Origin of the sequence: Neobacillus sp. NPDC093127, assembly GCF_044754175.1 — a bacterium.
Taxonomy (GTDB): domain Bacteria; phylum Bacillota; class Bacilli; order Bacillales; family Cytobacillaceae; genus Neobacillus.
This window is the reverse complement of record NZ_JBIVOP010000001.1, coordinates 150,500-176,084: the sequence shown is the minus strand read 5'-3', so window position 1 is coordinate 176,084 and position 25,585 is coordinate 150,500. Positions and strand designations below refer to the sequence as shown.

Here is a 25,585-nt window from a genome sequence, read left to right as displayed (position 1 = left end):
TCAATCTTAAGTTGTAAGGGAAAAGGAAATTCCGAATGTTGATCGACCATTTCCATTCTTGTTGTATAATAATTATCAGAAAATGAAGGAGGAATTACTATGCCAAACTCAAATCAAAAAATCGTTCCGCATTTATGGTATGACAAGGAGGCAAAAGAAGCTGCCGAGTATTACACTTTCATTTTCCCAGACTCAAAAATTACAGATGTAACATCAATCCACGACACACCCTCAGGAGACTCTGATATCGTCACTTTTGAGCTTTGGGGACAGAAGTTCATGGCAATCAGCGCGGGACCTTATTTCAAAATCAATCCGTCGATATCATTCGTCGTTAATTTTGATCCATCGCGAGAAAAAGATGCAAGAGAAAAAATAGATGAGGTTTGGAACAAAATGTCCGAAGGCGGTACAGTGTTAATGCCGCTTGATCAGTATCCGTTCAGTGAGAGATATGGCTGGATTCAGGACAAGTATGGTTTGTCCTGGCAGTTAATCCTAACCAAACCAGAAGGTGAAGAGCGACCTGCAATAGTGCCATCATTTTTGTTTGTCGGTGATAAATGTGGTATTGCGGAAGAGGCGATTAGTTTTTATTTATCCGTATTTAAGAACGCAAATCAGGGACTTATCGTCCGCTACCCTAAAGGCATGGAACCTGACAAAGAAGGATCGATCATGTTCTCTGATTTTAGCATAGAAAATCAGTGGTTTGCCGCAATGGATAGCGCGCACGAGCATAAATTCAGTTTTAACGAGGCAATCTCATTTATAGTGTACTGCGACACGCAAGAAGAGATTGATTACTACTGGGAAAAGCTCTCGGCGGTTCCTGAAGCCGAGCAATGTGGCTGGCTAAAAGATAAGTTTGGTATATCCTGGCAGATTGTGCCAAGTGAGATGGACGCGATGATGAGCAAGGGCACACCTGAGCAACTTGCGCGCGTAACGAAAGCATTTCTTAAAATGAAGAAATTTGATCTTGTGGAATTACAGAAAGCATACAAGGGTGAATAAAACATTAAACGTTAATTTAACTAAAAAGCGAACATCTATTTAAAGATGTTCGCTTCCATTTTAGGGGCTTTATAAGGGAAAATCTTGTTTTACTTTGCTTTGAATTTGTGCTATTTTGATGATGATGTCGGGTAGTGTAAAAAGTCCTATCGGAAAGGAAGATCTAAATGATAGTATTGCAAGCGGACCAGATTCTTGATTCCGAAGCTGAGGTTCATTACGCTTACCATCGATCCTTAAAAACTGTAACCGGCCTGCACGCTCACGATTTTTTCGAAATCTTTCTGATTACGAAAGGGTCCGTCTATCATTTGGTAAATGGAAAAAGTATACACCTCGTCGAGGGCTCCATTGTTCTGATTCGTCCTGATGATATTCATGGTTATGAAAATGACGGAACCCTGGAATGCGAGCTGTTGAACTTAGCTTTTCCTAAAACAACATTGGCAGCGCTGTTCGCTTATTTAGGTGAGGGATTCGATGGAGAAAGGCTGTTGTATTGCGAAAGCCCTCCGTGTAACATCATTAAAAAACACGAAATTGAAAACGTTAAAGCAAGATTTCAGGTATTGACAACCTTCCCAAGTTATTCAAAAAAAGTAATCCGGTCGGAAGCCAGGGCATTGCTGGCTGATTTGTTCATTCGATTTTTTTCCGGACATGCCAAGGAAATGGAGTATACCATGCCAGAGTGGCTGAAGGGTGTAGTTCGTGAAATGAAAAACAAAGAGAACTTTACTGTCGGTCTCACCAGGTTGTATGAGCTTTCTCGGAAAAGTCCTGAGCATGTCACCCGTATGATCCGAAAGCATCTTGGCATGACCCCAACAGAATGGATCAATGAGCTTAAGCTGCAATACGCAGCTAATTTGCTTTTGCACACTGACGAATCAATCTTGTCTATTTGTCTGGAAGCAGGCTTCGAAAACCTCAGCCATTTTTATCACAGGTTTCGAAAATACTTTCAGCTCTCCCCGGCAAAATACCGTAAACTAAACCGGAAAATCGTCATTCCGCAAAGTCATTAAACAGCGCCAAAGATTGGTTGCCCGTAAGTTTGTGATTCATAAGGGAAGCCGGGAATCCATGTTTTGCCTTGAAACGTTGCAAAAGCGTCTCAAGTTGAAATTCAGGGACGGTGGATTGGGATTGTCATATAAGACCTGCTCGATACTTTTACCATATTTTATAAGAAAAGTGTTATGATCAATAAAAATGAAGAGATGGGAAGGATTAGAATGACGAATCGATTTGAGACTATCGTGATTGGTGCCGGTTCTATGGGAATGTCCACTGGATATTTTTTGGCGAAACGAGGCGTGAAAACACTACTTATTGACGCTTTTGATCCACCGCATACATATGGAAGTCATCATGGCGACACACGAATGATTCGGCATGCGTATGGAGAGGGGGCATCCTATGTTCCACTGGTTTTACAAGCGCAGAAGCTTTGGGGGGAATTGGAAGAAGAGGCAGGAGAACGTTTATTCTATCAAACGGGTGTGTTAAATATCGGAAAATCGGATTTACCATTTGTACAAGAGGTGGTTCATTCTGCCGAGACTCATTCTTTATCCCTTGAATATTTCAAACCTGACGAAATTATGAGAGAATGGCCGGGGATCCACGTTCCGGAAGATTATGTTGGCTGTTATGAATCAAGTTCCGGAGTCCTGCTTAGTGAAACGGCTATCGCAGCATACCGTAAGCAAGCTCAAGAGTATGGGGCAGAGTTACGCACCCATTCAAAGGTGCGCGATATTCAGATCCGGAATCACGAGGTCCAAGTCAAAACAGATACTCATACGTATTATGCAGATTCCCTGGTACTTACGGCAGGAGCTTGGATGGGCAAAATCTTGGCGGATACTGGCTTATCGATTCCTGTGAGACCGATTCGAAAGACCATCTCCTGGTTTGCCTGCAACGAAGAAATGTACAAATCTGATGTTTTTCCTGCGTTTAATTACCACTTTGGTGGTGAAATCTATTATGGTTTTCCAAGTTTTGATCATTCAGGACTAAAGGTCGGAAGACACGATCAGGGGATTGAGGTCGATCCGGATTGTGTAAAACGAGAGTTTGGTTCAATCCCCGAAGACGAAGAGGATGTACGTAGATTCCTTAAACATTACATGCGTGAGGCGGAAGGGAAATTGCTAAAAGGAGCAGTTTGTATGTATACGGTTACACCGGATGAACATTTTATCATCGATCACCATCCGAACTACTCTCATGTGGTAATGGCCGGAGGTTTCTCTGGGCATGGCTTTAAATTTGCAAGTGCGATAGGGGAACAACTTAGTCAACTAGTTATCGATGGGACAAGTACATTGGATCTTTCCCTGTTTTCCCTGAGTCGTTTTAATAAAAATCTCTAAATATAAGGATGTATGTTATCACATTGACAATTCTTTACTAAAACATTAATCTATGTAATAACTATTATATCGTCTTACGAAATACAATTAACATCATGTTTCTGAAATTTAGTTTGAGGATGTGAATTTCCGTATGTTCAGTATAGACGGAAAATTATATCGTTTATGTACATGGATTTCAAACTTTGCCTTTCTTAATCTCTTGTTTTTAATCAGCTGTATCCCTGTTATTACGATATTTCCAGCTACTGCAGCATTATTTGCTATTGTTAGACAACTCGTAAAAAATAACGAAATAAGTATTTTTAAAAATTACTGGCTGTATTTTGCTAAAAATTTTAAGCAGAGTTTTCTAATTGGGATCTTTTCAGCCTGTATTGGCCTGTTTCTTTTTGTGGATTTTCGCATTATTAACCAGATGCAACCTAGTTTAAAGTCGTTTTTATTTTCATGTCTAGTTGCCATCACAATATACTTCATTCTTTTTTTATTATGTGTTTTCCCTTTGATGGTAAACTCCTATTACACAACAAAGCAGTTGATTGTGAATGCTTTTACATTCAGTTTGTATAAGCCACATTTAACCTTGTTAACTTTAATTGGATTTTCCGCTATTGTTTTGGCATCGCTCAAGTGGACGTTCTTATTGGTCTTCTTTTCTTGCAGTTTTTCTGCCTATCTGACTTATTGGTTTGCAGAACGGAAATTTTCTTCGTTGGACTCCCATTCGGTCAAAAAAGAGAGTTTAGAATTCAAAGCTAATAAATAGTAAATTAAAAATCTCAAATAGTCACCTTTTCACATCCCCTTTACTACTGGGTACTTTTTACCAGGGGAGATAACGAAAAGATGACTATTTTTTTAAAAGGTTTTAAAAATTTAATATATATTGACAAGGTAATTTACTTATTCTACAATTAGGTTAAACGCTTAACATGTTTCAAACTTATTAAGTTTTAGAGAGGGGGGCACAAGGTAGGAGTTTCTCCGATAGTAATGTGTGCAAGATTTAGATCTAGTTAAGAATTTTACTGATTTTAATGAGACTCAAGTAAATCTATTGTGAAGATAATAGATTGATACTTTGGCCGAATCAGTCTTTAAAATTCTAATCTTTATAAGGTGCGTGAAAGCGGTTACAAGTCGGGATATGAATGATCTTAACTTTTCCGTTGATGTATTTATGTGAATTTTACACAATGGCATTACATATGATTGGGTCTTTTACTTATTTTTCTTGCTGTTGATAGTTGCCAGAATACCATTCACCTTATATATGGAGATTCAAAACTAAAAAAACTGATTTATGGGGGAAAAATAATGAAGAAACTGTTAGCTGTTGCAATGAGTCTTTTCATGGGAGTGGCCTTGCTTGCCGGTTGTTCGGATAGTGCCTCTTCCGATTCGTCGTCAAAAGGTGAACAAAAAGTAGTTTTCTGGACCCACTACGTAGATGATCAGAAGTTTACTGAGCAGGCAGTGGCTGATTTTAATAAAGCGCACAAAGGAAAAATAAAAGTTGAGATGAAGATGGTAAGCAATGATAATTACAATAACGTCCTATTATTGGCGTTGAAAAACAACACAAATGCTCCTGATATTTTTGCAGACGGTATTTCATTACCCCAGCTTGTAGACCAGAAATACGTTGCACCTTTGGATGATTTAATGGGCAGCGATATGAAAAATCGTGTAGAGGGTTTTAAGGCGTTAGGTTCCAACTGGATGGACGGAAAATGGTATTCCTTGCCAATGAGAGGTTACAATTTCCGCCTCGTTTACAATAAAGATATGTTCAAGGCTGCAGGTCTTGATCCAAACTCACCGCCAAAGACTTATGCTGAGATGATTGAGGACGCTAAAAAGCTTACAAATCCGGAGAAAAAACAATATGGTTTCATGTTGCCTACCGGAGAAAGTTGGATTTGGTGGATTTATGGTAACCAACCATCCTATGCAAGCGGCAAGAGCTTTATAGATTTGAAAACACTTCAATACGATTTCACAGCAGCTAAACCAGCTTTGGAAACATATCTCCGGATGAAGCAAGACGGCTCATTATATCCTGGCGGCACTTCCATGAAGAATGATCCGGCCCGTGCACAGTTCTCTGCGGGAAATGTAGGAATGATGTTCGCTGCATCTTGGGATGTTGGAGTATTTAATGATCAGTTCCCGGCTAAAATTGATTGGGGTGTAGCTCCGCTTCCATCCGAAACTGGGACACAACAAGGTAAGACAGAATTTAACTTTGGATCCTATTTATTGATTAACAATAATTCAAAAGTGAAAAAAGCTGCAATGGAATTCTATGAATTCTTACTCAGCCCAACTGAACTTACTAAGTATTATGAGCAAGGTTACGGTATCCCGGTATATCCAGGAATAACAGATAAAGCTACTGCACCTACCAAAAATGGTGCTGCAGGATTTGCAGATATTAGTAACGATTCCTTATATCCACAAGAGCCGCCTACACAAGTAGAAGGTAAAGGCTATGGCGATGTTTATAATGACATTATGAACGGAACAATATCTGTAGATGCCGGACTTGCCGATCTTACAAAACGTTACAATGATGCGGTTCAGAAAGGTATTTCATCTAAAGATTTCAATCCGGATGATTATATTATCAAGAATTTCAGCGTTCAAACACCAACAGGAAATTAATAAGTCTCGTAAGGAATTCGTTTAGTTTTGATCCATGAAAAAACGAGGAACAGTACTGAATCTTTATTAAGATCTGTTCTTCGTTTTTATTTTTTAAAAGTGTGGTGAGGAGTTTATGAAGATTGAGCAACCAATTGATAAAGTAGCAGCCTCTCAAAATCAAGCGGCATCAAAGCTTCCTCCATCAATGGTTAAAAATACAAAAAAGCAGCCTCTTTGGAATCAAATAAAGGAAAATAAAATCGCATACTTTATGTTGGCTCCTGTAATCCTTGGATTCTTTGTTTTTACAATATACCCCAATATTTGGGTGATTGTTCTATCTTTCACTCATTATAACGGTGTAAACAATCCTCAATTTACTGGTTTGGATAATTATATTCGTCTGTTTACCCGTGATCCATTGTGGTGGAAAGCGGTAACGAATACGATTATTTTCACGCTCGGAAAGTTGTTGATCGAAATACCTTTGGCTCTTTTTTGTGCCATCCTTTTAAATAACGCAAAAAGAAAAGGTAGCAGGTTTTTTAAAAGCGTTTTTTTCCTGCCGAATGTTGTGAGTATCGCCATCATGTGTACCGTCTTTTCCGTATTATTAATGCCTGTAAATGGTTATATTAATGGCCTGCTTCCTAGTTTGGGGATGAAGCAGATTGACTTTGTTGGCTCTTCTCCTGCCGCGATGTTAACCGTTATGGGAGTATCCATCTGGCAAAACTTTGGACTAAACATGATTCTCTTCTTGGCGGGATTGCAAGGTATTCCGGGAGAAGTTTATGAAAGTGCAGAAATGGATGGTGCAGTGGGATTTACTCGTTTCTTTAAAATCACGCTGCCAATGCTTTCTAGAATGTTCCAAGTCATTCTCATGCTGGCAATCATCGGATCTTTGCAGGTTTTCGATATTCAATGGCTGCTTACAGCCGGAGGGCCATCAGATTCAACTGAAGTCATGATGACCTATTTGTTCAAATATTATTTCCCACCTTCTTTTTCCCAAAATGCGATTCCGCAAATGGGTTATGGAAGTGCATTGGGTGTTGTAGCTTCAATTATTATCGGTATTGTTACAGTCATTTACCTTTATACCTCCAAAAAAATGGATGACGTATATTGATAGATTGGGATTGTTATTGAAAGGCAGGGTTTCGAATGAATTTGGCTAGAAGGTCAGTTGGAGATATATTTGTTTATATATTCTTAAGTATCATGTTAATCATTGCGTTGTTTCCGATATTTTATGCGATCATGGGATCCTTTAAATCCAATATGGACTTTATAACAGGGGAGGGTGGCTTAATACCATCTACTTGGCATATAGAAAATTATGTAGAGGCATGGCAAAATGCAAATTTCTCCCTATATACGATAAACAGCGTTGTGATTACAGCCTTGGCAATCATCGGCTCCTTGATCTTGACGTCAATGGCTGGGTACGTGTTTGCTAGAAGTAACTTTCCGGGGAAGAAGTTCGTTATAAGCGCATTTTTAGCTACGATGTTTTTAGCAACGGGTACAATTACGATATTTCCTACTTTTTCAATCATTAAGGCACTTAATTTAAATGGAAGTATATTTGGGATGGTTATCGTTTATGTATTCTCAATCAATGTTGCCAATATTTTCTTGACGATGGGATATATTAAGGGGATTCCGAAAGAAATCGATGAGGCTGCTGCAATCGACGGCTGCGGTTTTTTCAAAACGTATCTCTATATTCTTATGCCTGTCTGTCTTCCTATTCTAGCAACCATCGCATTGCTAATCTTTAGGACAACGTGGAATGATTATATGATGCCAATGGTATTCAGTCTTGCTAATGATGATATTAAGACATTAACAGTTGGTGTCACCTCATTAGCAAATTCGGGTGCTGGTTCTTCCGCGTATAACCTTATGCTAGCCGGTACTGCCATTGCACTGGTGCCACAAATCATCTTCTATTTGTTTACAAGTAAATTTTTTATTTCAGGTATTACGATGGGTTCATTAAAAGGTTAATACATATTCATCTTGCCATTGGATTTTTTAGATGAATTCATTTTGAAAGTGAATTCATCTGAAAGGATGTGATGCCTATCTCATTTTGACTGAAAACCTTACATTGATAGTTGTTTCAGCCCTAAAATCAAGCAAATTTATGTTGTAAAATGCAAGAAATTTAAAGGAGGTTTTTTAGTGTTTTCAACCAACCGAGAAAACAAAAATTATTTTCGAAAATTCTTTGCTTTTTTGATTTCCCTGATTATGACTTTCCAGTGTGCAATTTTTACTGGTATTGTTTATGCCGAGGATAATGCTTCAGTCACACAAACAAAAAATGATGAAACAAAAACAATAAAAGGTGTCAAAAAAACGAAAAATGGGTTAACGATGACGTTTAATCCAACTACCGGCGACCTGATTAGTGTTTCTTATGGTAACAAATCGTTGGATTTTAGAGGAGCTTTATGGGATGTTGGGATGATTGACTTTCTTTCTGGCCAAGAAGATTGGCATTATGCTAGAGAACGTTTGTGGGTTGATGATGCAGATCGTCTGCATACCTACGAACTTCCTAACGTTTGGTATCGTAATGGTTCTAAAGACCCAACCAAGGCTACCTTTACCGATACAAAAAATGGTGTTGATATAAAAACAACGATTAACAATTTAGAAATGGTGACCCATTATGTAGTTAACAATAAGAAAACAGTAGAAACATCTGTAACGATTAAAAATGTAAGCAATGGTGAAATTAAGATTGACGGGGTTGCTTATCTAGTACAAAACATGGCTCTTCAAAGTAACGCAGAATTTGAATATCCCGGAAATCTACCACAAGAAGTATACGCGACAGCAGGTCTTCCCCCAGAATATAGCATAAATACGTCGTATTCAAGTCCGCAAATCCATATTAATAACAACAACCAACATATTAATCTATTGTTTGTCGATACTAGTGAAAAATGGATTAGTTCCATGACAAAAGAAAAAGATCAATCGATGACAGCAATTAATCTTGCCACTACCTTACAGAAACTCGCTCCTAATCAATCCCTTGAGGTCGGAACGCAGTACATACAATTGGTCGGCAAGGATAACCCGTATAAAGCTGCTCAAGACTTATATACTTCTAAAGGCTGGACAGCGCCAACCGATGGTGTAAAAGGTGAACCTGTTTACTCTGGACATCCTTCCGGTACTTCGGATGACAACTTTGAAACTCCTCACAAAATTGATAACGTTCAAGATGGTTCAAAGCCTGGAACATTGCAATATTATGCTCATGATTTGCAAAAGATTAAAAATATGGGATTTACCAACATGTGGCTGCTCCCAATTTTTGATCACCCAAACTCAAATGGAAGTATTTACCTTCCTTATAACATGGAAAATATTGATTCGCGTTATGGCGGTACAGAAGGTGCAAAAGCTTATGCATCAACAGCAGCATCATTAGGTGTTAATTTAATGTATGATTATGTTCCGCATGGGCCATATATGTATACCCGTGATGACTCCAAACCTGTTACAGATAATACACCTTTATATGACAATCCTTGGATGACGGAGGAGCACCAGGCATGGGCTTCAAAAGATATATATGGAAATTACCGTTCAGAATGGAATTGTTACGCATTTGACTTTGCCAACCCGAACTATTTGCAATACATGAAGGAGCTCGCCTACACCCAAGCGAAAAATTTCGGTGTTTCGGGCGCAAGAATTGATGCGAATATGGGCTCGATTCCAAACTGGAATCCATATGGCAGCAATCGTCCAAGCGAGACCGGTCTTTTCGGTGGTTCAGCGATGACAAAGGCGATCCGAGATGGGATCAAAGCGGCTGGAAAAACACCAATCATCTTGCCAGAGAATAATAACCCAGTACCATTTTATGCTCCAGCTACAGATCTTTTCTATGATATGCCGTTCTATCAAGTTACCAAAAACTTAAGAGATAATAACGTCTCTGAACAAGACTTTGCTGTTGCGATTGCCCATTGGTTGGACACGGAACAACAGAGTTCACCAAAAGGATTGCAGCACGGCAGATTTTTAGAAAACCATGATACTGTCGCTCCTTGGTATAGTAATTTTGATCAACAAAGGGCGGTCGAAGTATATGGTGCAGATAAAGCTAGGGCGATGTGGGTTTTACTTAGCACCATAGATGGAGCACCGATCATCTATCAAAACGATGAAAACGGAAATGAAGACTTTTTCACGACGCTGCTTTCCATGCGTAAACAGAATCTAGGTGCTAATTACGATATTCAATATTACAAAGACGAAAATAGCGGCGTTGTTGCCTTTAGACGATTTATTGGAGACGCTCAAAAGCTCGTTCTTGTCAATTTAACAAATAAAACTGCAGCAAGAGACTTTTCCAATATCGATATTGGCGGAATCAAATTTAGTACAGCAAAGCAGAAAAAAGTTTATGGGGATGCCCAAATAAGCGGGGATAAAATTACCCTCGCACCTTATCAAAGTGTGGTTATTGAATTGACTGGCGGTAAATCTCTTCGCTCATCCAATACACCGAAAGGTTATAAGGTAAGAAATATTTTGGATGAATATAAAGCAGCAGCAGATGCATATCTGCCGCCAACATTCAATAAACCAACTTTTAAAGTGCCATCCGTTGCCCCAGGCAATAAAGTATTCAATCCGTATTTAGATTTTTCAACCAAAACGGCTGATGGAGATATGTGGAAATATATGTATCTATTGGAAGGGAAGAAGGATTTACAATTCTGCACAGTTATTGACGATCCTGCCGTTGTTGGTGTCTGGCGTGCTTCAGGTACAAACTCCGGCAACTACAATTGGATCGGCGCAGGGGTAAATACGAATGTGGTAGCCGATAACTTCATTAACCAACCTTTTGAGTTAGATTCGAACGGAAATGATTATGGAATGCTTGTATTTTCGGCAGCAGAGGATGGGAAATACACGATACCTGCATTTTCTGTTTATGATTCTGACGGAAATTCAACCGGTTCCATGCTTGTCATTTTGAAAAATGGAGAATATGTTTACCATTCCGATATATTATTCAATAAAGCAGATGTTCCATCCCAGGTATTCGACCTGAAAAAAGGCGATAACCTTATGTTCTATACGGTGAAACCAATGGGTGGATATTCTTACATTCAATTGTCAGGTTTAACTATTAATTATACGCCTTAAAGCGGTTAACCGAATCTGATGAAACAGGTAGAAACAGGGGGCGCTTCTAGGGGCGTCTCCTGTTAAGTTATATATTGACAATGGAAAATTCTTCTTATACAATTACGTTAAACGTTTAACCCGGATACATAAAATCTTGAAAGGGGTGCCTTCATGGTAAGACTTTCTCCATCGTTAATGTGTGCAAATTATTTATATCTGGAAAGGGATATCAAGGACCTTGATAAGGCTCAAGTAGATTTATATCATATCGATATTATGGATGGGCACTTTGTACCAAACCTTTCCTTAAACTTTGACCTGATCAGGTCCTTGAAAGCGGCTACAAAAACGCCGATGGATGTTCATTTGATGGTGGATAATCCCGAAACTTACATACCAATAATCGATAATATCAGGCCTGAGTACGTAGCGTTCCATATCGAAACTCTGAATCATCCGATAAGGTTTATGAAAGAACTTAAAAATAGAAACATTAGGGTTGGCGCAGCTATATGCCCAAGTACTAGTTTAAGCACCTTGGAATACATTTTAAAGGACTTGGATTATGTAATTGTCATGACTGTGGAGCCAGGATATGCTGGTCAAAAATTTATTCCAGAGATGATAGACAAGATTGCTAGGTTAAGTGAAATGAGAAACAACCTAAACAAAGAACTGTTAATCGAGGTTGATGGCAACATTAACGAAATTACAGGAAAGCAGTGTATAGAAGCGGGTGCGGATATTTTAGTTCTCGGAACAGCAAGCATTTTCAAAGAAGGAAAAGATTTATATATCTCTGCAATCGAATTTAAAAACAAGATAGATAACAGCTCTATAGCATAGTAATTAGGGGGCGATATAATGAGCGCTAGTCATTATATTGGCATAGATATTGGAGGAACCAAAACCAATATTGGCTTAATAGATGAAGCTGGACAGATCGTGGAGTGTGAAAAGGTAATTACACAAATGTCTGGTGAAGACAGCTTTCATGCGATTAAACGAATAATAGAAACTACTAAATCGATGGTGGATCATTTGGATTCCGAAATCAAAGTGGAATCGGTTGGAATAGGTATTCCTGGAACTGTAGAAAGGAAAGAAGGCACCGTTTTATTTGCTCCTAATCTTGGGTGGAAGGATGTGCCGATTAAGAAGCTTTTTTCAGCAGTATTTTCCCAGCCGATATATGTGGGTCAAGACACTGAGGCGGCAGCATTAGGAGAGTTTCTATTTGGAGCAGGAAAAGGGCTAAACAACATGATCTGCATAACTATAGGAACAGGTGTAGGCTGTGGGTTAGTGTTGGATGGGAAGTTGTACAAAGGCCGTTTCTTTACAGCGGGTGAATTTGGGCATACCTTGGTTGAAAAAGATGGATTACCTTGCAATTGTGGTAAAAAGGGCTGCCTTGAAGCGTATGCATCGGGAACAGCTATTTTAAAGCGTTTTAAAATGAAGGTCGATGAAGGCAGCTATTCCAGTCTGCTTGAAAAATTGAATGTTGACGATATCAGAACAGAAGATATATTCGTTGAAGCAAAACAAGGGGACAGTTTGGCAATAGCAATAATAAATGATGCGATCAATTACTTGAGTATGGGCATTACGAATGCAGTAAACCTATTAGGTCCAGAAGCGATTATATTAAGCGGCGGCATCGGGAGCGAACAGGAGTTATTTATCGAACCATTGATAAAAAAATCCAATTCAGCTATTTATAGTCTTCTTGTAGACAAGGTGAAGATAGCGAATGCAGATTTAGGTGAATATGCACCGCTTGTTGGTGCAGCCATGCTATTTAAAGATCCATTGTATAACACATAAAACGGGAGGTCCATTATGTTAGCACTGGGAAGCGATCATGTAGGCTTAGCTTTAAAAGAAGAAATTAAACAGCATTTGGATGAAAAGGGAATACCATATAAGGATTATGGCTGCATTTCGACTGAGCGAACGAATTATCCTATATACGGACAAAAGGTGGCAAAGGCCGTTGTCAGCGGCGAATGTGAAAAAGGTCTTTTATTTTGTGGAACAGGTGTAGGGATCTCAATCGCGGCGAACAAGATGAAGGGTGTCAGAGCAGTCGTATGCAGTGATTGCTATACGGCAGTTCTATCAAGACAGCATAATAATACCAACATTTTGGCTCTCGGTTCGAGAGTGGTCGGTGTTGATCTTGCAAAAATGATCATAGACGGATGGCTTAACGCAGAATTTGAAGGCGGAAGACACGAAACTAGAGTTGACATGATTCGCAAAGTTGAAGAGGGTAATGATTTATCAGAATAAAATATTATACTTTGGCGCGTTGGTATATTGCAATAACTATACTACAGTAAGGGGCTGAAAATATGATAAGTAAACTGAAACATAATGAGTTTGCAAGGAAAACCCTAGATTACTTTAAGAAAGCTAATATCGTTTTAACCGAGGATGAACAGAACAAAATTGAAATTGCAGATTTTGGCCTTGATGATATTGAGAATACGGGTCTCCAACTCATTACATATATCAATACAGAGCGAGTATGTGCGAAAGAGCTAGTATTGTTTCCTAATCAAACATGTCCCGAACACAGGCACCCAGATCGAAATGGTCTGCCAGGTAAAGAAGAAACCTTTCGATGCAGGTATGGCAGAGTGTATCTATATGTAAGTGGAGATCCAGCGGCTAACCCATTTTGCAAGCCACCGGCCGGTAGTGAGGAGTATTTTACAGTATGGCATGAGGTCGTATTAAATCCAGGAGAACAATATACGATCTTACCTAATACCCTGCATTGGTTCCAAGCAGGCGGTGAAGGTGCAATCGTATCCGAATTCTCTACTAAATCTCATGATGAGTCGGACATATTTACCGATGTTAGAATCAAGCGAATTCCTGTCATAGAAAACTAATTTTATTTAACAAGGAGAAAAACAAATGGAAGAAAACATTTTAGTACATGGTGAAGCTTTATCTACAGCTAAATTTAAATCTCCATCTAGAGAATTTGGAATCATGCCTTTCTGGTTTTGGAATGGCGAAATGAGTTACGAAGAAATGGAATACCAGTTAAAGGAGTATTATGACAAAGGGATTCCGGGTATCCATATTCACGCAAGATTTGGTGTGAAGGAAAAAATTGGCTACCTTTCCGACGATTGGTTCGATCGTGTCAAGTTCACCGTAGAAAAGGCGCAGGAAATCGGTCTTCAGGTTTGGGTGTACGATGAATACAATTGGCCAAGCGGTACTGCCAATAACGAAGTGCAAAAGCAGAATCCGGACCTTACGCAGCGGTATCTTGAACTTGTAGAAGTGGATATTCCGGGACAGTTTTTTACCTTCCTCGAAGGCACGGATTCAAGATATCACGATTTGGAACAATCTGAACCGATATTCGCTTGTGCCGTATTGGTGGAAGATTTGAAAAATGGTGTGAACAATTATATCGACTTAATGCCATCACTTTCGTTTGATAAGGTGATTACCTGGGAAGCGCCGAAAGGACCATGGAAACTATTTTACTTAATTGAAAGAAAAGCTTCCTGGTATACAGATGTTTTAGATAAAGAAACGACCAAAAAATTTCTTGAACTGACCCATGAACGATATAAAGAATCGATGAATGGCAGCTTTGAAGGAAAAATTAAAGGCTTCTATACGGACGAGCCTGCCATGCATTATTTCACTACAGGAAAAGACAATCCGATTGTTCCCTGGTCAAGGAAGATGTTTAAAATATTCAAAGATGCCAATGGTTATGATTTGAAGCCTCACCTTCTTAAACTTTTCCACGATTTAGGGGAAGACACCGCGAAAGTGCGCTTTGATTTCTGGAGTGCTTTAAGCAAACAGTATGAGGATGCCTATTATAAGCAAATCGCTGATTGGTGTGACGATAATGACGTCTTGTTCACTGGTCATTTGTTATATGAAGAATGGCTGAGGAAACATGCGAGAACAGGAGGCAACCTATTCCATATGCTTAGACATATGGACATGATTGGAGTTGACCATCTGTATCCACGAATTGGGACAAGAGAAATGCCGGATGAGCATGTGGCATTAAAGCTTGCCAGCTCAGCTGCTCATCAGTTTGGAAGTACTAGATTGTTGTGTGAATCACTTGGCGGTATCTACTGGGATGCTACGATGGAGAGAATGAAGTGGATTGCAGATTGGCAATATGTACTCGGAGTGAATCTCTTTAATCCACACGGTTTCCACTACTCAATTGAGGGTGAAAGAAAGCGGGATTGGCCGCCTTCACAGTTCTACCATCATACATGGTGGAAGGATTACACGATGTTCAATGATTACATGGCAAGAATGGGTTACATTTTAAGCGGTGGAAAGCATGTTGCGAAGATTGCCATATTATATCCGTTAAACAGTATTTGGACCAATTACACACCGCAGGCTAGGAATGCAGTCGGCGATGCTATTGAATTTGATTTTAACTATCTAACGGATACTTTGCTGCGCCTGCATGTTGACTTTGATTATATCGATGAAGATGTAATGAAAGAAGCGATAGTAAAAGACGGAAAAATTTGCATTCGGGATGAGGAATACTCATTGCTATTTCTTCCTCCTGTCACGCACATCAAAGAAACCACATTGAAGTCAATGGAAGAGCTTTACAAGCAAGGCGGTAGTGTAATGGGAGATGCAATCCTTCCGTTCGACTGCTTGGAAGGTAATAAAGAAGACTTTACAGACCGAATCGAGAAGCTGTTCCAGGTGTCTCCAATTGAAGTGAAAAAGGCGTTCGACGCTGGCAGCAAACAAGACTACAGCCTAAAAGTAAATGAAAACAGTAATGGCGGTAAAATCGTGTTTATCGAGGGACCTGGACTTTACGTAAAGAAGCCTATGGAAGTGTTAAAAGAAGCAGTGCTTATGTGTGTAACTCCAGAAATCGAAATCGATAGTGAAGAGGTTTTTTATCTGCACAGAGTGAAAGATGGGAAAGACTTTTTCTTTATCATTAACCCTGTTGAAGATGGAGGAGAGATCAACGTTACAATCACCGCAAACGGGAGACCGGAGCTCTGGAACCTGGAAAATGGCGATATCTTAGATATGCCTGTATTCCAAAGAAAAGGAGAAAAAGTAAGCTTTAAGCTTGATCTAGAGCCTTACGGTTCTGCCATGGTATCGTTCTCTGAAACCGATGAGCTTCCGCATATTGAAAAAACAAATATTACCATTACTTCTATAAATGATGAGGCAGTCCAGGGGTATGGAAGAGTAGAAGAAGATGTATATGCTAGTGTCCACAAGAATGGAAAGGTCGTAGAGTTAAAAACAAAAGGAACGAAGCCACTGGCTCCAATTGAATTTGCCAATGAGTGGATGTTTGCAACCGATCATGAAAATGCCTTGCTAATTAACAGCTGGAAGGTAGCTATTGATGAGGCTGAACTTGGAGAAGAGAATGGGTACCACTTGAGCAGCTTTAATGATGACAACTGGATGGACTTTAGGATGGGCGCATGGGAAATGCAGCTGCAAGAAGAGCGTGACGAAAAGGTCTATCCGGTAACTCTATGGTACCGGACGAATTTTGAAGCGGAGTACATTCCGGCAGATATCAAACTATTAATCGATGGATTTAAAGGCAGCAGCTACGAGTTGTTTATCAATGATAAAAAAGTAAATGAAAAACCGGAAAGAAGTTATTTAGATGCAGAAATAAAAGCAGTTGCCATTAAGAATTATGTAAAAACCGGCATCAACACTGTGGTTGTGAAGATTGTCGTAAATACGAGGGCTGAAGGAATACTGGATATCTTAAAAATAACAGGCGACTTCGCATTAAGAAACAAGGACGGTCAGTATCTCATCACTGCCCCTAAAGACGTCATTCAGACAGGTAGTTGGACGCAACAAGGCTATCCCTTCTTCTCAGGTGCAGGTGACTATACACAAATAGTAACCGTTGATGAAGCTTATCTTGGAAAAGTACTCAAACTCAAAGTTGAATGCGGTAAAGATGTTGCAGAGGTTTGGGTAAATGGACAAAAAGCTGGGGTTCGTCTATGGAATCCTTATGAATTTAATTTAACTCCATTCCTGCATGCAGGGGAAAACACTGTAACAGTTAAAGTCACAAATACGCTGATCAATGTTTTAGAAGCAGTTGAACAAGCTTCAGGAGTATTTAATCTAAGCCTTGTGCCTTATGATACCTATGAGTTTAAACTGTCGGATGTCATTCCGAATGAAAAATCTTTATTGGGCGTTAAAGAATAGGAAGGATTCTTTATGATATATGAAATCGCACTCAAAAAAATAAACAATGATAATTTTTCTGATTATGGAACTTACATCGACGAAAGCGAAATCGCCCCTACCTATTCTGATTCAGCCTTTGATTGGTGGAATGCGGTTGGCATTTTTCCAATAGAGGGGAATATTTCGATGGGGGTCGTTCGACCGAATTTTAATCCTGAATTTTCGGAGCAAGTGTTTGAAGCGCACAACCTTACTCCTGAAGTATTGGTACCAATCGATGATAATGTGATTGTGCTGGTAGGAAAGAAAAGAGCGTTTGATAATGGAATGCCTGCAAAGGAAGATTTCGAAGCATTCCTTGTGCCAAAAGGAATGGCGGTTAGCCTTAACCCGGGTATATGGCATCATGCTCCGATGACCTTATCTGGTTCGGTAAAAACGTTGGTTTTATTTAAGGAAAATACCTCCTTTGAAGATACAATCGTGAAAGATCTTAAAGAGCAGGGCCTTGTCATAAAAGTTAAGGTCGATTGATGATAGTAACGTAACTTCTGTATGCATCAAATGTATAGCCGTTATTTTTTACATTTGGTGCATATTCCTTTGTTTTCATATTTTATTAACAGGAGGATAATCGGTTGAACAGGAAACCTTCAGTTTTAGTAATCGGAAGCATAAATATGGATTTGGTTTTGAAGGTAGATAAAGTACCTGTAGATGGAGAAACCGTACTTGGAGAAAGTTATGCGTACATTCCCGGAGGAAAAGGTGCCAATCAAGGGGTTGCGGCAGCAAGGCTCGGAGCGGATGTAACCTTTATAGGTAGAGTAGGAGAAGATGCAAATGGCAAGGTGTTAAAAGGAAATTTGCAAAAAGAAGGAATTAACGCCGAGTTTGTAATAGAAAGCCCAGAGACCAGTACAGGTATAGCAGCAATCATGCTGCAAGAAACAGGACAGAACAGAATTATTGTCATTCCTGGTGCAAATATGAAAATAACAAAAGAGGATTTGCAAACCGCATTTGAACATACATATGATGCCGTTATTGTACAGCTTGAAATTCCGGATGAAATCGTCATCGAAGCCTCCAGGTTAAGTAAAGAAAAGAACATTCCAGTTATTCTGGATGCAGGTCCTGCAAAAAGCTTTCCACTTGAGGATCTAGAAGGATTGGAAATAGTAAGTCCTAATGAATCTGAAGCGTTAGCATTAACGGGGGTGGAAGTGAATTCTATTGAAAGCGCGGAAAAAGCAGCCATAGTGTTAAAGGAACGATCAAACGCGAAGACGATTGTTTTGAAAATGGGATCCCTTGGTGCGTATCTGTATGAGGATGGCGAGGGAGAATTTTTCCCGGCTCATAAGGTGAAAGTTGTGGATACCACTGCAGCAGGGGACGCCTTTACTGCTGCTTTAACCGTGAAATACATGACAAGCAAAGACATAAAAGAGGCCATTCGCTTTGCAAATGTAGCGGGGGCGATAACGGTTACAAGGATGGGGGCTCAACCATCTCTTCCAACGGTAAATGAGGTTGAAAAGTTTGCTGCACGACTTTAATAATCTGAAGAATTTGAGGTGATTGTATGCATTCAGAATCAATTTTAGATAAAGAATCCATTTTAAAATTTAAAGATGAAATATATGAAAGCAAGTATAAGGATATCCCAGTATTTGATTGTCACACTCATATTATGCATGGGCAGGGTGGCATTGAAACTGCAATGGTAATAAAGAAACTGTTTAACTTTGAGTGGATGAATGTATTGAGTATTCCTGTTTGGGATTTTGCCCAAAATCTGAAAATGATGGTTTTTAAAAAACAAAACCCGGAAAAAAGTTATATTTTTGGCGGCTTAATTCACTCCAAAGAAGTGCTGGAAGCAGGGTACGATTACAGGACACAAGCCAAAAATTTAATGGCACTTGGCTTTGACGGCATGAAAATGCTAGAGGGAAAGCCGGAGATTCGAAAGGAACTGCAAAAGCCTTTAGATGACCCTTCCTTCGACGAATATTACCAATTCCTAGAAGAAGGACAAGTGCCACTCCTCATTCATGTTGCCGACCCTGAAGAATTCTGGGATCGAGAGAAAGTGCCGGAATGGGCATACAACAATGGCTGGTTCTGGGGCGACGGAACATACACTTCCAAGGAAGATTTGTATCAGGAAGTAGATGGATTTCTGACGAAGTTTCCAAAATTGCATGCGATTTTTGCCCATTTCTTTTTTCTTTCTGCAGACCTTGAAAGGACTGCTGCATTCCTTGATAAATGGGAAAATGTCAGCATCGACTTAACCCCGGGAACGGAAATGTTTGTGAACCTCTCAAAAAATCCTGAAAAGGCGCGAGAATTTTTCCTGAAATATCAAGATCGCATCCTTTTCGGTACGGATAATTTTGATCCGGGCAATGAAGAAGAATTAGATAATATGATTAAAACCGTACGAATCATGCGACAGTTCTTGGAAACAGATGACATATTTCAGGTTTGGGATTTAAAATTTACAGGAATTAAGCTTGATAGAGAAGTTTTAGAAAAAATTTATTTTAAAAATTTCTTTAAATACGTAAAAACTGAGCCTAAAAAGCTAGTTTTAGAAGCGGCTGTAGAGGAATGTAAGCGCATAATTGATTTAGCCAAGAAGGCTTCAGTAAAAGACTTCAAAATTGAAGAAATGAACAAGCTTTTAAATTGTTTGTAAGCGGCAGGGAAAGGGGAAGCGTAAGATGAAGATTGCACTTGTCGGCGGCGGCGGAGTGAGGACCATGTATTTTACTGAAGCTGTCGCAAAGTATGCGGACAGACTCGGTGTTACTCAAATTTCCATTATGGATAATAATGAAGAAAAATTAGAGATATTTGGCAATATGGCAAAGTACGTGGCCAGGAAAGCAAATGAAGCTTTGAAAATCGACTTAACGACAAGTCTTATAGAAGCGGTAACAGATGCAGACTATGTGGTGACCACAATGAGGGTTGGCGGGGACGAAGGCCGTGTGAAAGACGAAAGAATTGCATTAAAACATGGGGTAATCGGTCAGGAAACAACAGGTGCCGGAGGCTTTGCCTTTGCGATCCGGACGATACCTGTCATGCTCGAATACTGCAAGATCATTAAGGAGCATAGCAACAACGCGGTTATCTTTAATTTTACAAACCCAGCAGGGCTCGTAACTCAGGCGATGCATGCAAATGGTTTTACCAATGTGTTAGGAGTATGTGATAATCCGACTACCTTGAAGACGGAAGTGGCACATGCTTTAGGTTTAGGTGTGAACAGCATCAGCACAAGAATGTATGGATTGAACCATTTATCTTGGATGGACAGTATCAAAATCAAAGGCGTAGAGGTCATTGATAAACTCCTTGCAAGTGATGCGTTCCTCGAAAGCTCCTGGGAATTCGGATACTTTGACAAAGAACTGATCCAGATGCTTGGGCAAATACCGAATGGATATCTGTATTATTTTTACTACAGCGAAAAAGCTCTTAAGAATATTCTTTCATCGAATCAATCACGTGGTGAGGTCATCCGTGATATCAATAGTAGAATGATCAAGAGACTGAAAGAAATTGATGTGAAGAAAAATCCTGAAGAAGCTATTGAAGCCTATCAAAAGTTCCTTCACGAGAGAGAAGGCAGCTACATGTCGATTGAACTTGCAGGTAAAAAGCTCCAATCGAAGCCATTTGATTTATCCACTTTATCAATAGAAGGTTTACAGCAAGTGGAGGAAGAAGGAGAAAACTTCGAGGGGTATGCCGGAGTTGCTTTTAATTATATTGAGGCGGTAAAAAATAATACATCGATGGAAATTCCTTTAAATGTGGCAAATAACGGAGCGATTCCGGGACTAAAGGATGAAGATGTCGTTGAGTTGACCTGTATTGTTGATAAAGATGGCGCGCATCCAATCAGGGTGGAAACGATTCCGGAAAATAATATGCTCCTAATAAATGTCATCAAACGATATGAGAATTTGACGGTAGAAGCAATCAAGAATCGTTCCAAAGAACTTGCTGTACAGGCTTTGATGATTCATCCTTTAGTGAATTCTTATTCTCTCGCTAAGAATTTAGTGGAAGATTATCTGGAAGCACATAAGGAATTTGTAGGAGACTGGAATTAATGAAACCATTTGTTTCAGCAATTGCACCAATCAACATCGATATTTTGTATTCTGGACTATCAAGAGTACCAAATCTCGGAGAAGAGGTTTACTCCAAGCAGTTCGAGACACAGTTAGGCGGCGGACCTACGGCAACAATCATAGCTTTAGCAAGGCTTGGGGTCCATTGTGAATTTGGAACCTTTCTTTCCAATGACTTAATGAGTACTTTTGCTAGAGATGTACTCAAGCAAAATAACGTAAAGTTTAAGAATTTATATAAAGGAAGCAACACTCCGGTGATCGTAACCAGTATTGCCTCTTTCCCAGAGGATCGCTTTTTTATATCCTATGTGCCTGAATGGAAAGAGATTGACGGCACGGATGAGGAAATCTATCAATTATTTACAGGTTCCAAAGTATGCAGGGGTATTGATGGACATAATGAAGTGCTTAAGAAATTAAAGGATGAAGGTACCCGAATCACGTATGATGTGGCTTGGAGCGATGACCTGAATATTGAAAGTCTTCGTGAAACGTTACAATATGTGGATGTGTTTACACCCAATGAGGCGGAAGCTTTAAAAATGACGGGCAAAGCTAAGGTTGAAGAAGCACTGGAAGTTATATGCCAGTATGTTGAACAAACAATTATTAAAATTGGGAAAGAAGGATGTATTACAAAAGTTGGAAATCAAATCCTTCATGTCCCGGCCTTGAATGTATTCCAAGCTGTCGATACAACAGGGGCAGGAGACAATTTTTTAGCTGGAATCATGTTTGGGATGATGCAGGACTGGAATATAGAAGCATGCATGAGAATGGGAAATATTGTAGGCGGTTATTCTACAACCGAGCTGGGCTGCAGCAAGGCACATCTAACGTTAGATGAAGCAATGGAGTATATGAGTTTGTACGAATAATAGGAGGATTTTAAAAGCATGAGTGAGATGAAAGAAAAAATTATCATCGATACGGATATTGGCGATGATATCGATGATGCACTTGCTATTTCTTTGGCAGTCAAATCGCCTGAAATCGATTTAATTGGCGTAACGACAGTTTGGAAAGATACTGCAGCCAGAGCAAGACTAGCAAAAAGTGTATTACGGATGCTGGGCAGAGGTGATATTCCTGTTTATATCGGATGTGCACAGCCTCTAATAGGCAAAGTGGATGACCAAGAGATTCCAAATCAGTATTCAGCGGATATGGACTTCATTACAGTCAATACAGATATGGATGCTGCCGACTATATCATTGATACTGTGATGAAATCGGAGGGTGACATTAGTTTAGTCACGATTGGCGCCCTAACCAATATCGCGTTGGCTATTGTCAAGAAGCCGGAAATTAAGAATAGGATCAAAAGGATTGTTATGATGGGAGGAGCCTATTACTTCCATTACAATGAGTACAATATCGAATGTGATCCGGAAGCAGCAAGGATTGTCTTTGAATCTGGCATTCCAATAAAGGCTGTCGGTCTCGATGTGACACTTCAGTGTCAACTCACGAAGGAGGATGTCGAGAGAATTGAGCATCCACATAGTGAAATTACCAAGTTTTTATCTGAACTGATTGGGCGTTGGACAAAAATCAATAATTATCTGCCAATCCTTCATGACCCTTTGGCTGTTTGTGCAGTTTTTGATAAGGAACTGCTAGAGTTTAAGGAAGAAAGAATTGTCATCGAAACAAAGGGTGAATTTACCAGAGGTGCAACCCATAATCAGACGAGCTACAGATGGGGCAATACAGATCCAGTAAATTCCAACATCTGGACGGCAAAGAACGTAGATCATGAGAAGTTTACAAAACTTTTTATGGATCGTGTGTTTGGGTAAGATCATATACACCGATAGAGATTAATTGAAATTTAATAGGAGAAACCATGAGCCAAATTATATCTCTAAGTGAAAATAGAATCCATGTAGCGATTGAAGTAACAGGAGAAATGGATGTAAGACTGCTTCATTTTTCTTCTCTTCCTTACGATGAAGCAACCCATAAAAATGCAGAGCAAAGAAAAAGATGCCGTCTTGTAGAGGTTCAGGTAACGGGAGAAAATCAAGACGACCATCACGGCTCTAAGCACACAAGAACCAACCCTGGTTTTTTGCTAGAGTATAAGGATCATAGAGACTTCAGAAATCATGAAGGCCGAAAGCTTGAAATTGAACTTGAGAAGGATGGGCTTATTGTCATAAGCCATATCCAGTTTTATGATAACGTTTCGGTTGTTCGAGCTTGGACAGAGCTAATTAACAAGTCTGAGTCTTCCAAAGGGATTGAATTCGTGTCCTCCTTTGCACTATCGGGAATCGAGAAGGAAGGACTGCGATGCTGGAGCGAAACAAGCAGGCTTTATATTCCCCATAACACCTGGTATGGAGAAATGCAGTGGAGAAAATACTCGCTGCCGGAACTGGGATTATCCCCAGTAAATAATGTAACTTTAAAACGAATTGCTTATAACAGTGCGGGTACATGGTCTTCATCTGAGATTCTTCCAATGGGGTGCTTTGAAAATCTTGAAAGTGGAAGCGCTCTAATATGGCAGATAGAGCATAATGGCTCCTGGCATTGGGAACTAGGGGAACAAGCGGAGCATCTATATATTCAATTAAGCGGTCCTACCGAAAATGAAAGCCATTGGTGGAAAGAACTAAAGCCAGGCGCAACCTTTACTTCGGTAACAGCAGCCGTTGGAGTTAGCTGTGAATTTGAAAAGGCTATCGGAGAACTGACGAAATACAGGCGGCTCATTCGAAGGGAAAATGAAGACAATAAAAAGCTGCCTGTTATCTTTAATGACTATGCGAATTGCCTCGATGGTGATCCTACGACACAAAAGCTAAAGCCACTGATTGATGCAGCAGCGGAAGTTGGTTGTGAAATATTCTGCATTGATGCAGGCTGGTATTCGGATGGAGATTGGTGGGAAGGCGTTGGCGAGTGGCAGCCTTCGAACGTACGGTTTCCTGGAGGGATCGAAGAACCTCTAAATTATATCCGTTCAAAGGGAATGATACCAGGATTGTGGCTAGAAATAGAAGTTATGGGTATTCATTGCCCGCTTGCAAAAATGATCCCTGATGATTGGTTTTTTGTCCGGCATGGGAAAAGGATCATTGACCATGGACGATACCAATTAGATTTTCGTAATTCAGCGGTTGTAAAGTATGCGGATCAAATAATAGACAGGCTGGTAAACGAATATGGTGCAGGCTATATAAAGATGGATTATAACATCAACGGTGGAATTGGAACAGAGCTTTATGCTGATAGCTTTGGCGATGGACTTTTGGAGCATAACAGGGCATATCTAAAGTGGATTGACAGCATATTCAAGAGGTATCCTGAGCTTATTATTGAAAACTGCGGCAGCGGAGGCATGCGGATGGATTATGCGATGCTGAGCAGATTTAGTATTCAATCCACAAGTGACCAGTCAGATTATAAAAAATACGCCGTTATTTCTGCAGCAGCCCCGATTGCTGTAACACCGGAGCAGTGCGGAGTATGGTCGTACCCTTTAACGGATAATGATGAAGAAGTTGTTTTTAATATGGTGAATACCATGCTGCTACGGATTCAACAAAGCGGAAATATCCTCGGAATAACAGATCAAGGACAAGAACGAATCAAGCAGGGGATCGAGTATTACAAATCGATTCGAAGTGATATTCCGAATAGTATCCCATTTTGGCCCTTAGGTATTCCAACGTATGGAGACGGATGGCTAAGTTTAGGCCTGAAGAGCGCAGAAAAAATCTATCTGGCTGTGTGGAGGCTGGAGGATCAGCAAGATACTTATCTTCTCCCATTGCAAGAATATAAAGGCATGGATCTATCTATCAAATGTTCCTATCCCGATCCTGAAAGTTGCAGGCATATATGGAACAAAGACTGTGGAACAATCAGTATCACCATGCTTAACAGGAATTCGGCAAGAGTTTTTGAAATTGAAGGAATTTGATAAATATAGGCTTTGAAAGG

The 25,585-nt window shown here is 39.7% G+C and carries 20 protein-coding genes; all 20 read left to right on the top strand.

Annotation, left to right across the window (positions count from 1 at the left end; translation table 11 throughout):
• The first annotated feature begins 99 nt into the window (after positions 1 to 99).
• The gene (locus ACIQCO_RS00780; protein WP_400424626.1) at positions 100 to 1,017 is read left to right on the top strand and encodes a VOC family protein; all 918 of its coding nucleotides are present in this window, start codon (positions 100 to 102) and stop codon (positions 1,015 to 1,017) included.
• 167 nt (positions 1,018 to 1,184) lie between these two features.
• A complete protein-coding gene (locus tag ACIQCO_RS00775) occupies positions 1,185 to 2,045 on the top strand; it encodes a helix-turn-helix domain-containing protein (protein ID WP_400424623.1) in 861 nt (286 codons plus the stop codon).
• A 210-nt stretch (positions 2,046 to 2,255) separates the two neighbouring features.
• Positions 2,256 to 3,401, top strand: coding sequence for an N-methyl-L-tryptophan oxidase (solA, locus tag ACIQCO_RS00770; RefSeq protein ID WP_400424619.1), 1,146 nt, complete (start codon positions 2,256 to 2,258; stop codon positions 3,399 to 3,401).
• Positions 3,402 to 3,534: 133 nt separating this feature from the next.
• On the top strand, positions 3,535 to 4,170 hold the full coding sequence (locus ACIQCO_RS00765) for a YesL family protein (protein ID WP_400425886.1): 636 nt from the start codon (positions 3,535 to 3,537) through the stop codon (positions 4,168 to 4,170).
• Between the two features lie 551 nt (positions 4,171 to 4,721).
• Positions 4,722 to 6,071 carry an ABC transporter substrate-binding protein gene (locus ACIQCO_RS00760; RefSeq protein WP_400424616.1) on the top strand — a complete coding sequence of 450 codons (1,350 nt, stop codon included), beginning with the start codon at positions 4,722 to 4,724 and terminating at the stop codon, positions 6,069 to 6,071.
• Positions 6,072 to 6,186: 115 nt separating this feature from the next.
• Complete coding sequence (locus tag ACIQCO_RS00755; RefSeq protein WP_400424613.1) at positions 6,187 to 7,188, top strand: carbohydrate ABC transporter permease; 1,002 nt, start codon at positions 6,187 to 6,189, stop codon at positions 7,186 to 7,188.
• Between the two features lie 35 nt (positions 7,189 to 7,223).
• On the top strand, positions 7,224 to 8,072 hold the full coding sequence (locus tag ACIQCO_RS00750; protein ID WP_400424610.1) for a carbohydrate ABC transporter permease: 849 nt from the start codon (positions 7,224 to 7,226) through the stop codon (positions 8,070 to 8,072).
• Positions 8,073 to 8,249: 177 nt separating this feature from the next.
• Entirely contained in the window at positions 8,250 to 11,249 is a 3,000-nt protein-coding gene (locus tag ACIQCO_RS00745; RefSeq protein WP_400424607.1) for an alpha-amylase family glycosyl hydrolase, read from the top strand.
• 153 nt (positions 11,250 to 11,402) lie between these two features.
• On the top strand, positions 11,403 to 12,077 hold the full coding sequence (gene rpe / locus ACIQCO_RS00740) for a ribulose-phosphate 3-epimerase (protein ID WP_400424604.1): 675 nt from the start codon (positions 11,403 to 11,405) through the stop codon (positions 12,075 to 12,077).
• Between the two features lie 18 nt (positions 12,078 to 12,095).
• Positions 12,096 to 13,061, top strand: coding sequence for an ROK family protein (locus ACIQCO_RS00735; RefSeq protein WP_400424601.1), 966 nt, complete (start codon positions 12,096 to 12,098; stop codon positions 13,059 to 13,061).
• A gap of 12 nt (positions 13,062 to 13,073) precedes the next feature.
• Complete coding sequence (gene rpiB / locus ACIQCO_RS00730; RefSeq protein WP_400425884.1) at positions 13,074 to 13,529, top strand: ribose 5-phosphate isomerase B; 456 nt, start codon at positions 13,074 to 13,076, stop codon at positions 13,527 to 13,529.
• Between the two features lie 62 nt (positions 13,530 to 13,591).
• Positions 13,592 to 14,137: a D-lyxose/D-mannose family sugar isomerase gene (locus tag ACIQCO_RS00725; protein WP_400424598.1), complete on the top strand. Its 546-nt coding sequence runs from the start codon at positions 13,592 to 13,594 to the stop codon at positions 14,135 to 14,137.
• A 25-nt stretch (positions 14,138 to 14,162) separates the two neighbouring features.
• A complete protein-coding gene (locus ACIQCO_RS00720; protein WP_400424595.1) occupies positions 14,163 to 17,483 on the top strand; it encodes a glycosyl hydrolase in 3,321 nt (1,106 codons plus the stop codon).
• A 12-nt stretch (positions 17,484 to 17,495) separates the two neighbouring features.
• A complete protein-coding gene (locus tag ACIQCO_RS00715) occupies positions 17,496 to 17,999 on the top strand; it encodes an ureidoglycolate lyase (RefSeq protein WP_400424592.1) in 504 nt (167 codons plus the stop codon).
• A 104-nt stretch (positions 18,000 to 18,103) separates the two neighbouring features.
• Positions 18,104 to 19,027 (top strand): ribokinase, encoded by a 924-nt coding sequence (gene rbsK / locus ACIQCO_RS00710; protein WP_400424590.1) that lies wholly within the window; start codon positions 18,104 to 18,106, stop codon positions 19,025 to 19,027.
• Between the two features lie 26 nt (positions 19,028 to 19,053).
• On the top strand, positions 19,054 to 20,175 hold the full coding sequence (locus tag ACIQCO_RS00705) for an amidohydrolase family protein (RefSeq protein ID WP_400424587.1): 1,122 nt from the start codon (positions 19,054 to 19,056) through the stop codon (positions 20,173 to 20,175).
• 25 nt (positions 20,176 to 20,200) lie between these two features.
• Positions 20,201 to 21,604: a family 4 glycosyl hydrolase gene (locus ACIQCO_RS00700; RefSeq protein ID WP_400424584.1), complete on the top strand. Its 1,404-nt coding sequence runs from the start codon at positions 20,201 to 20,203 to the stop codon at positions 21,602 to 21,604.
• Positions 21,604 to 22,506, top strand: coding sequence for a carbohydrate kinase family protein (locus ACIQCO_RS00695; protein WP_400424581.1), 903 nt, complete (start codon positions 21,604 to 21,606; stop codon positions 22,504 to 22,506). Before ACIQCO_RS00700 ends, ACIQCO_RS00695 begins: the two co-directional genes overlap by 1 nt.
• 18 nt (positions 22,507 to 22,524) lie before the next feature.
• Entirely contained in the window at positions 22,525 to 23,430 is a 906-nt protein-coding gene (locus ACIQCO_RS00690) for a nucleoside hydrolase (RefSeq protein WP_400424579.1), read from the top strand.
• A gap of 47 nt (positions 23,431 to 23,477) precedes the next feature.
• On the top strand, positions 23,478 to 25,565 hold the full coding sequence (locus ACIQCO_RS00685; protein ID WP_400424576.1) for a glycoside hydrolase family 36 protein: 2,088 nt from the start codon (positions 23,478 to 23,480) through the stop codon (positions 25,563 to 25,565).
• Positions 25,566 to 25,585 lie beyond the last annotated feature (20 nt).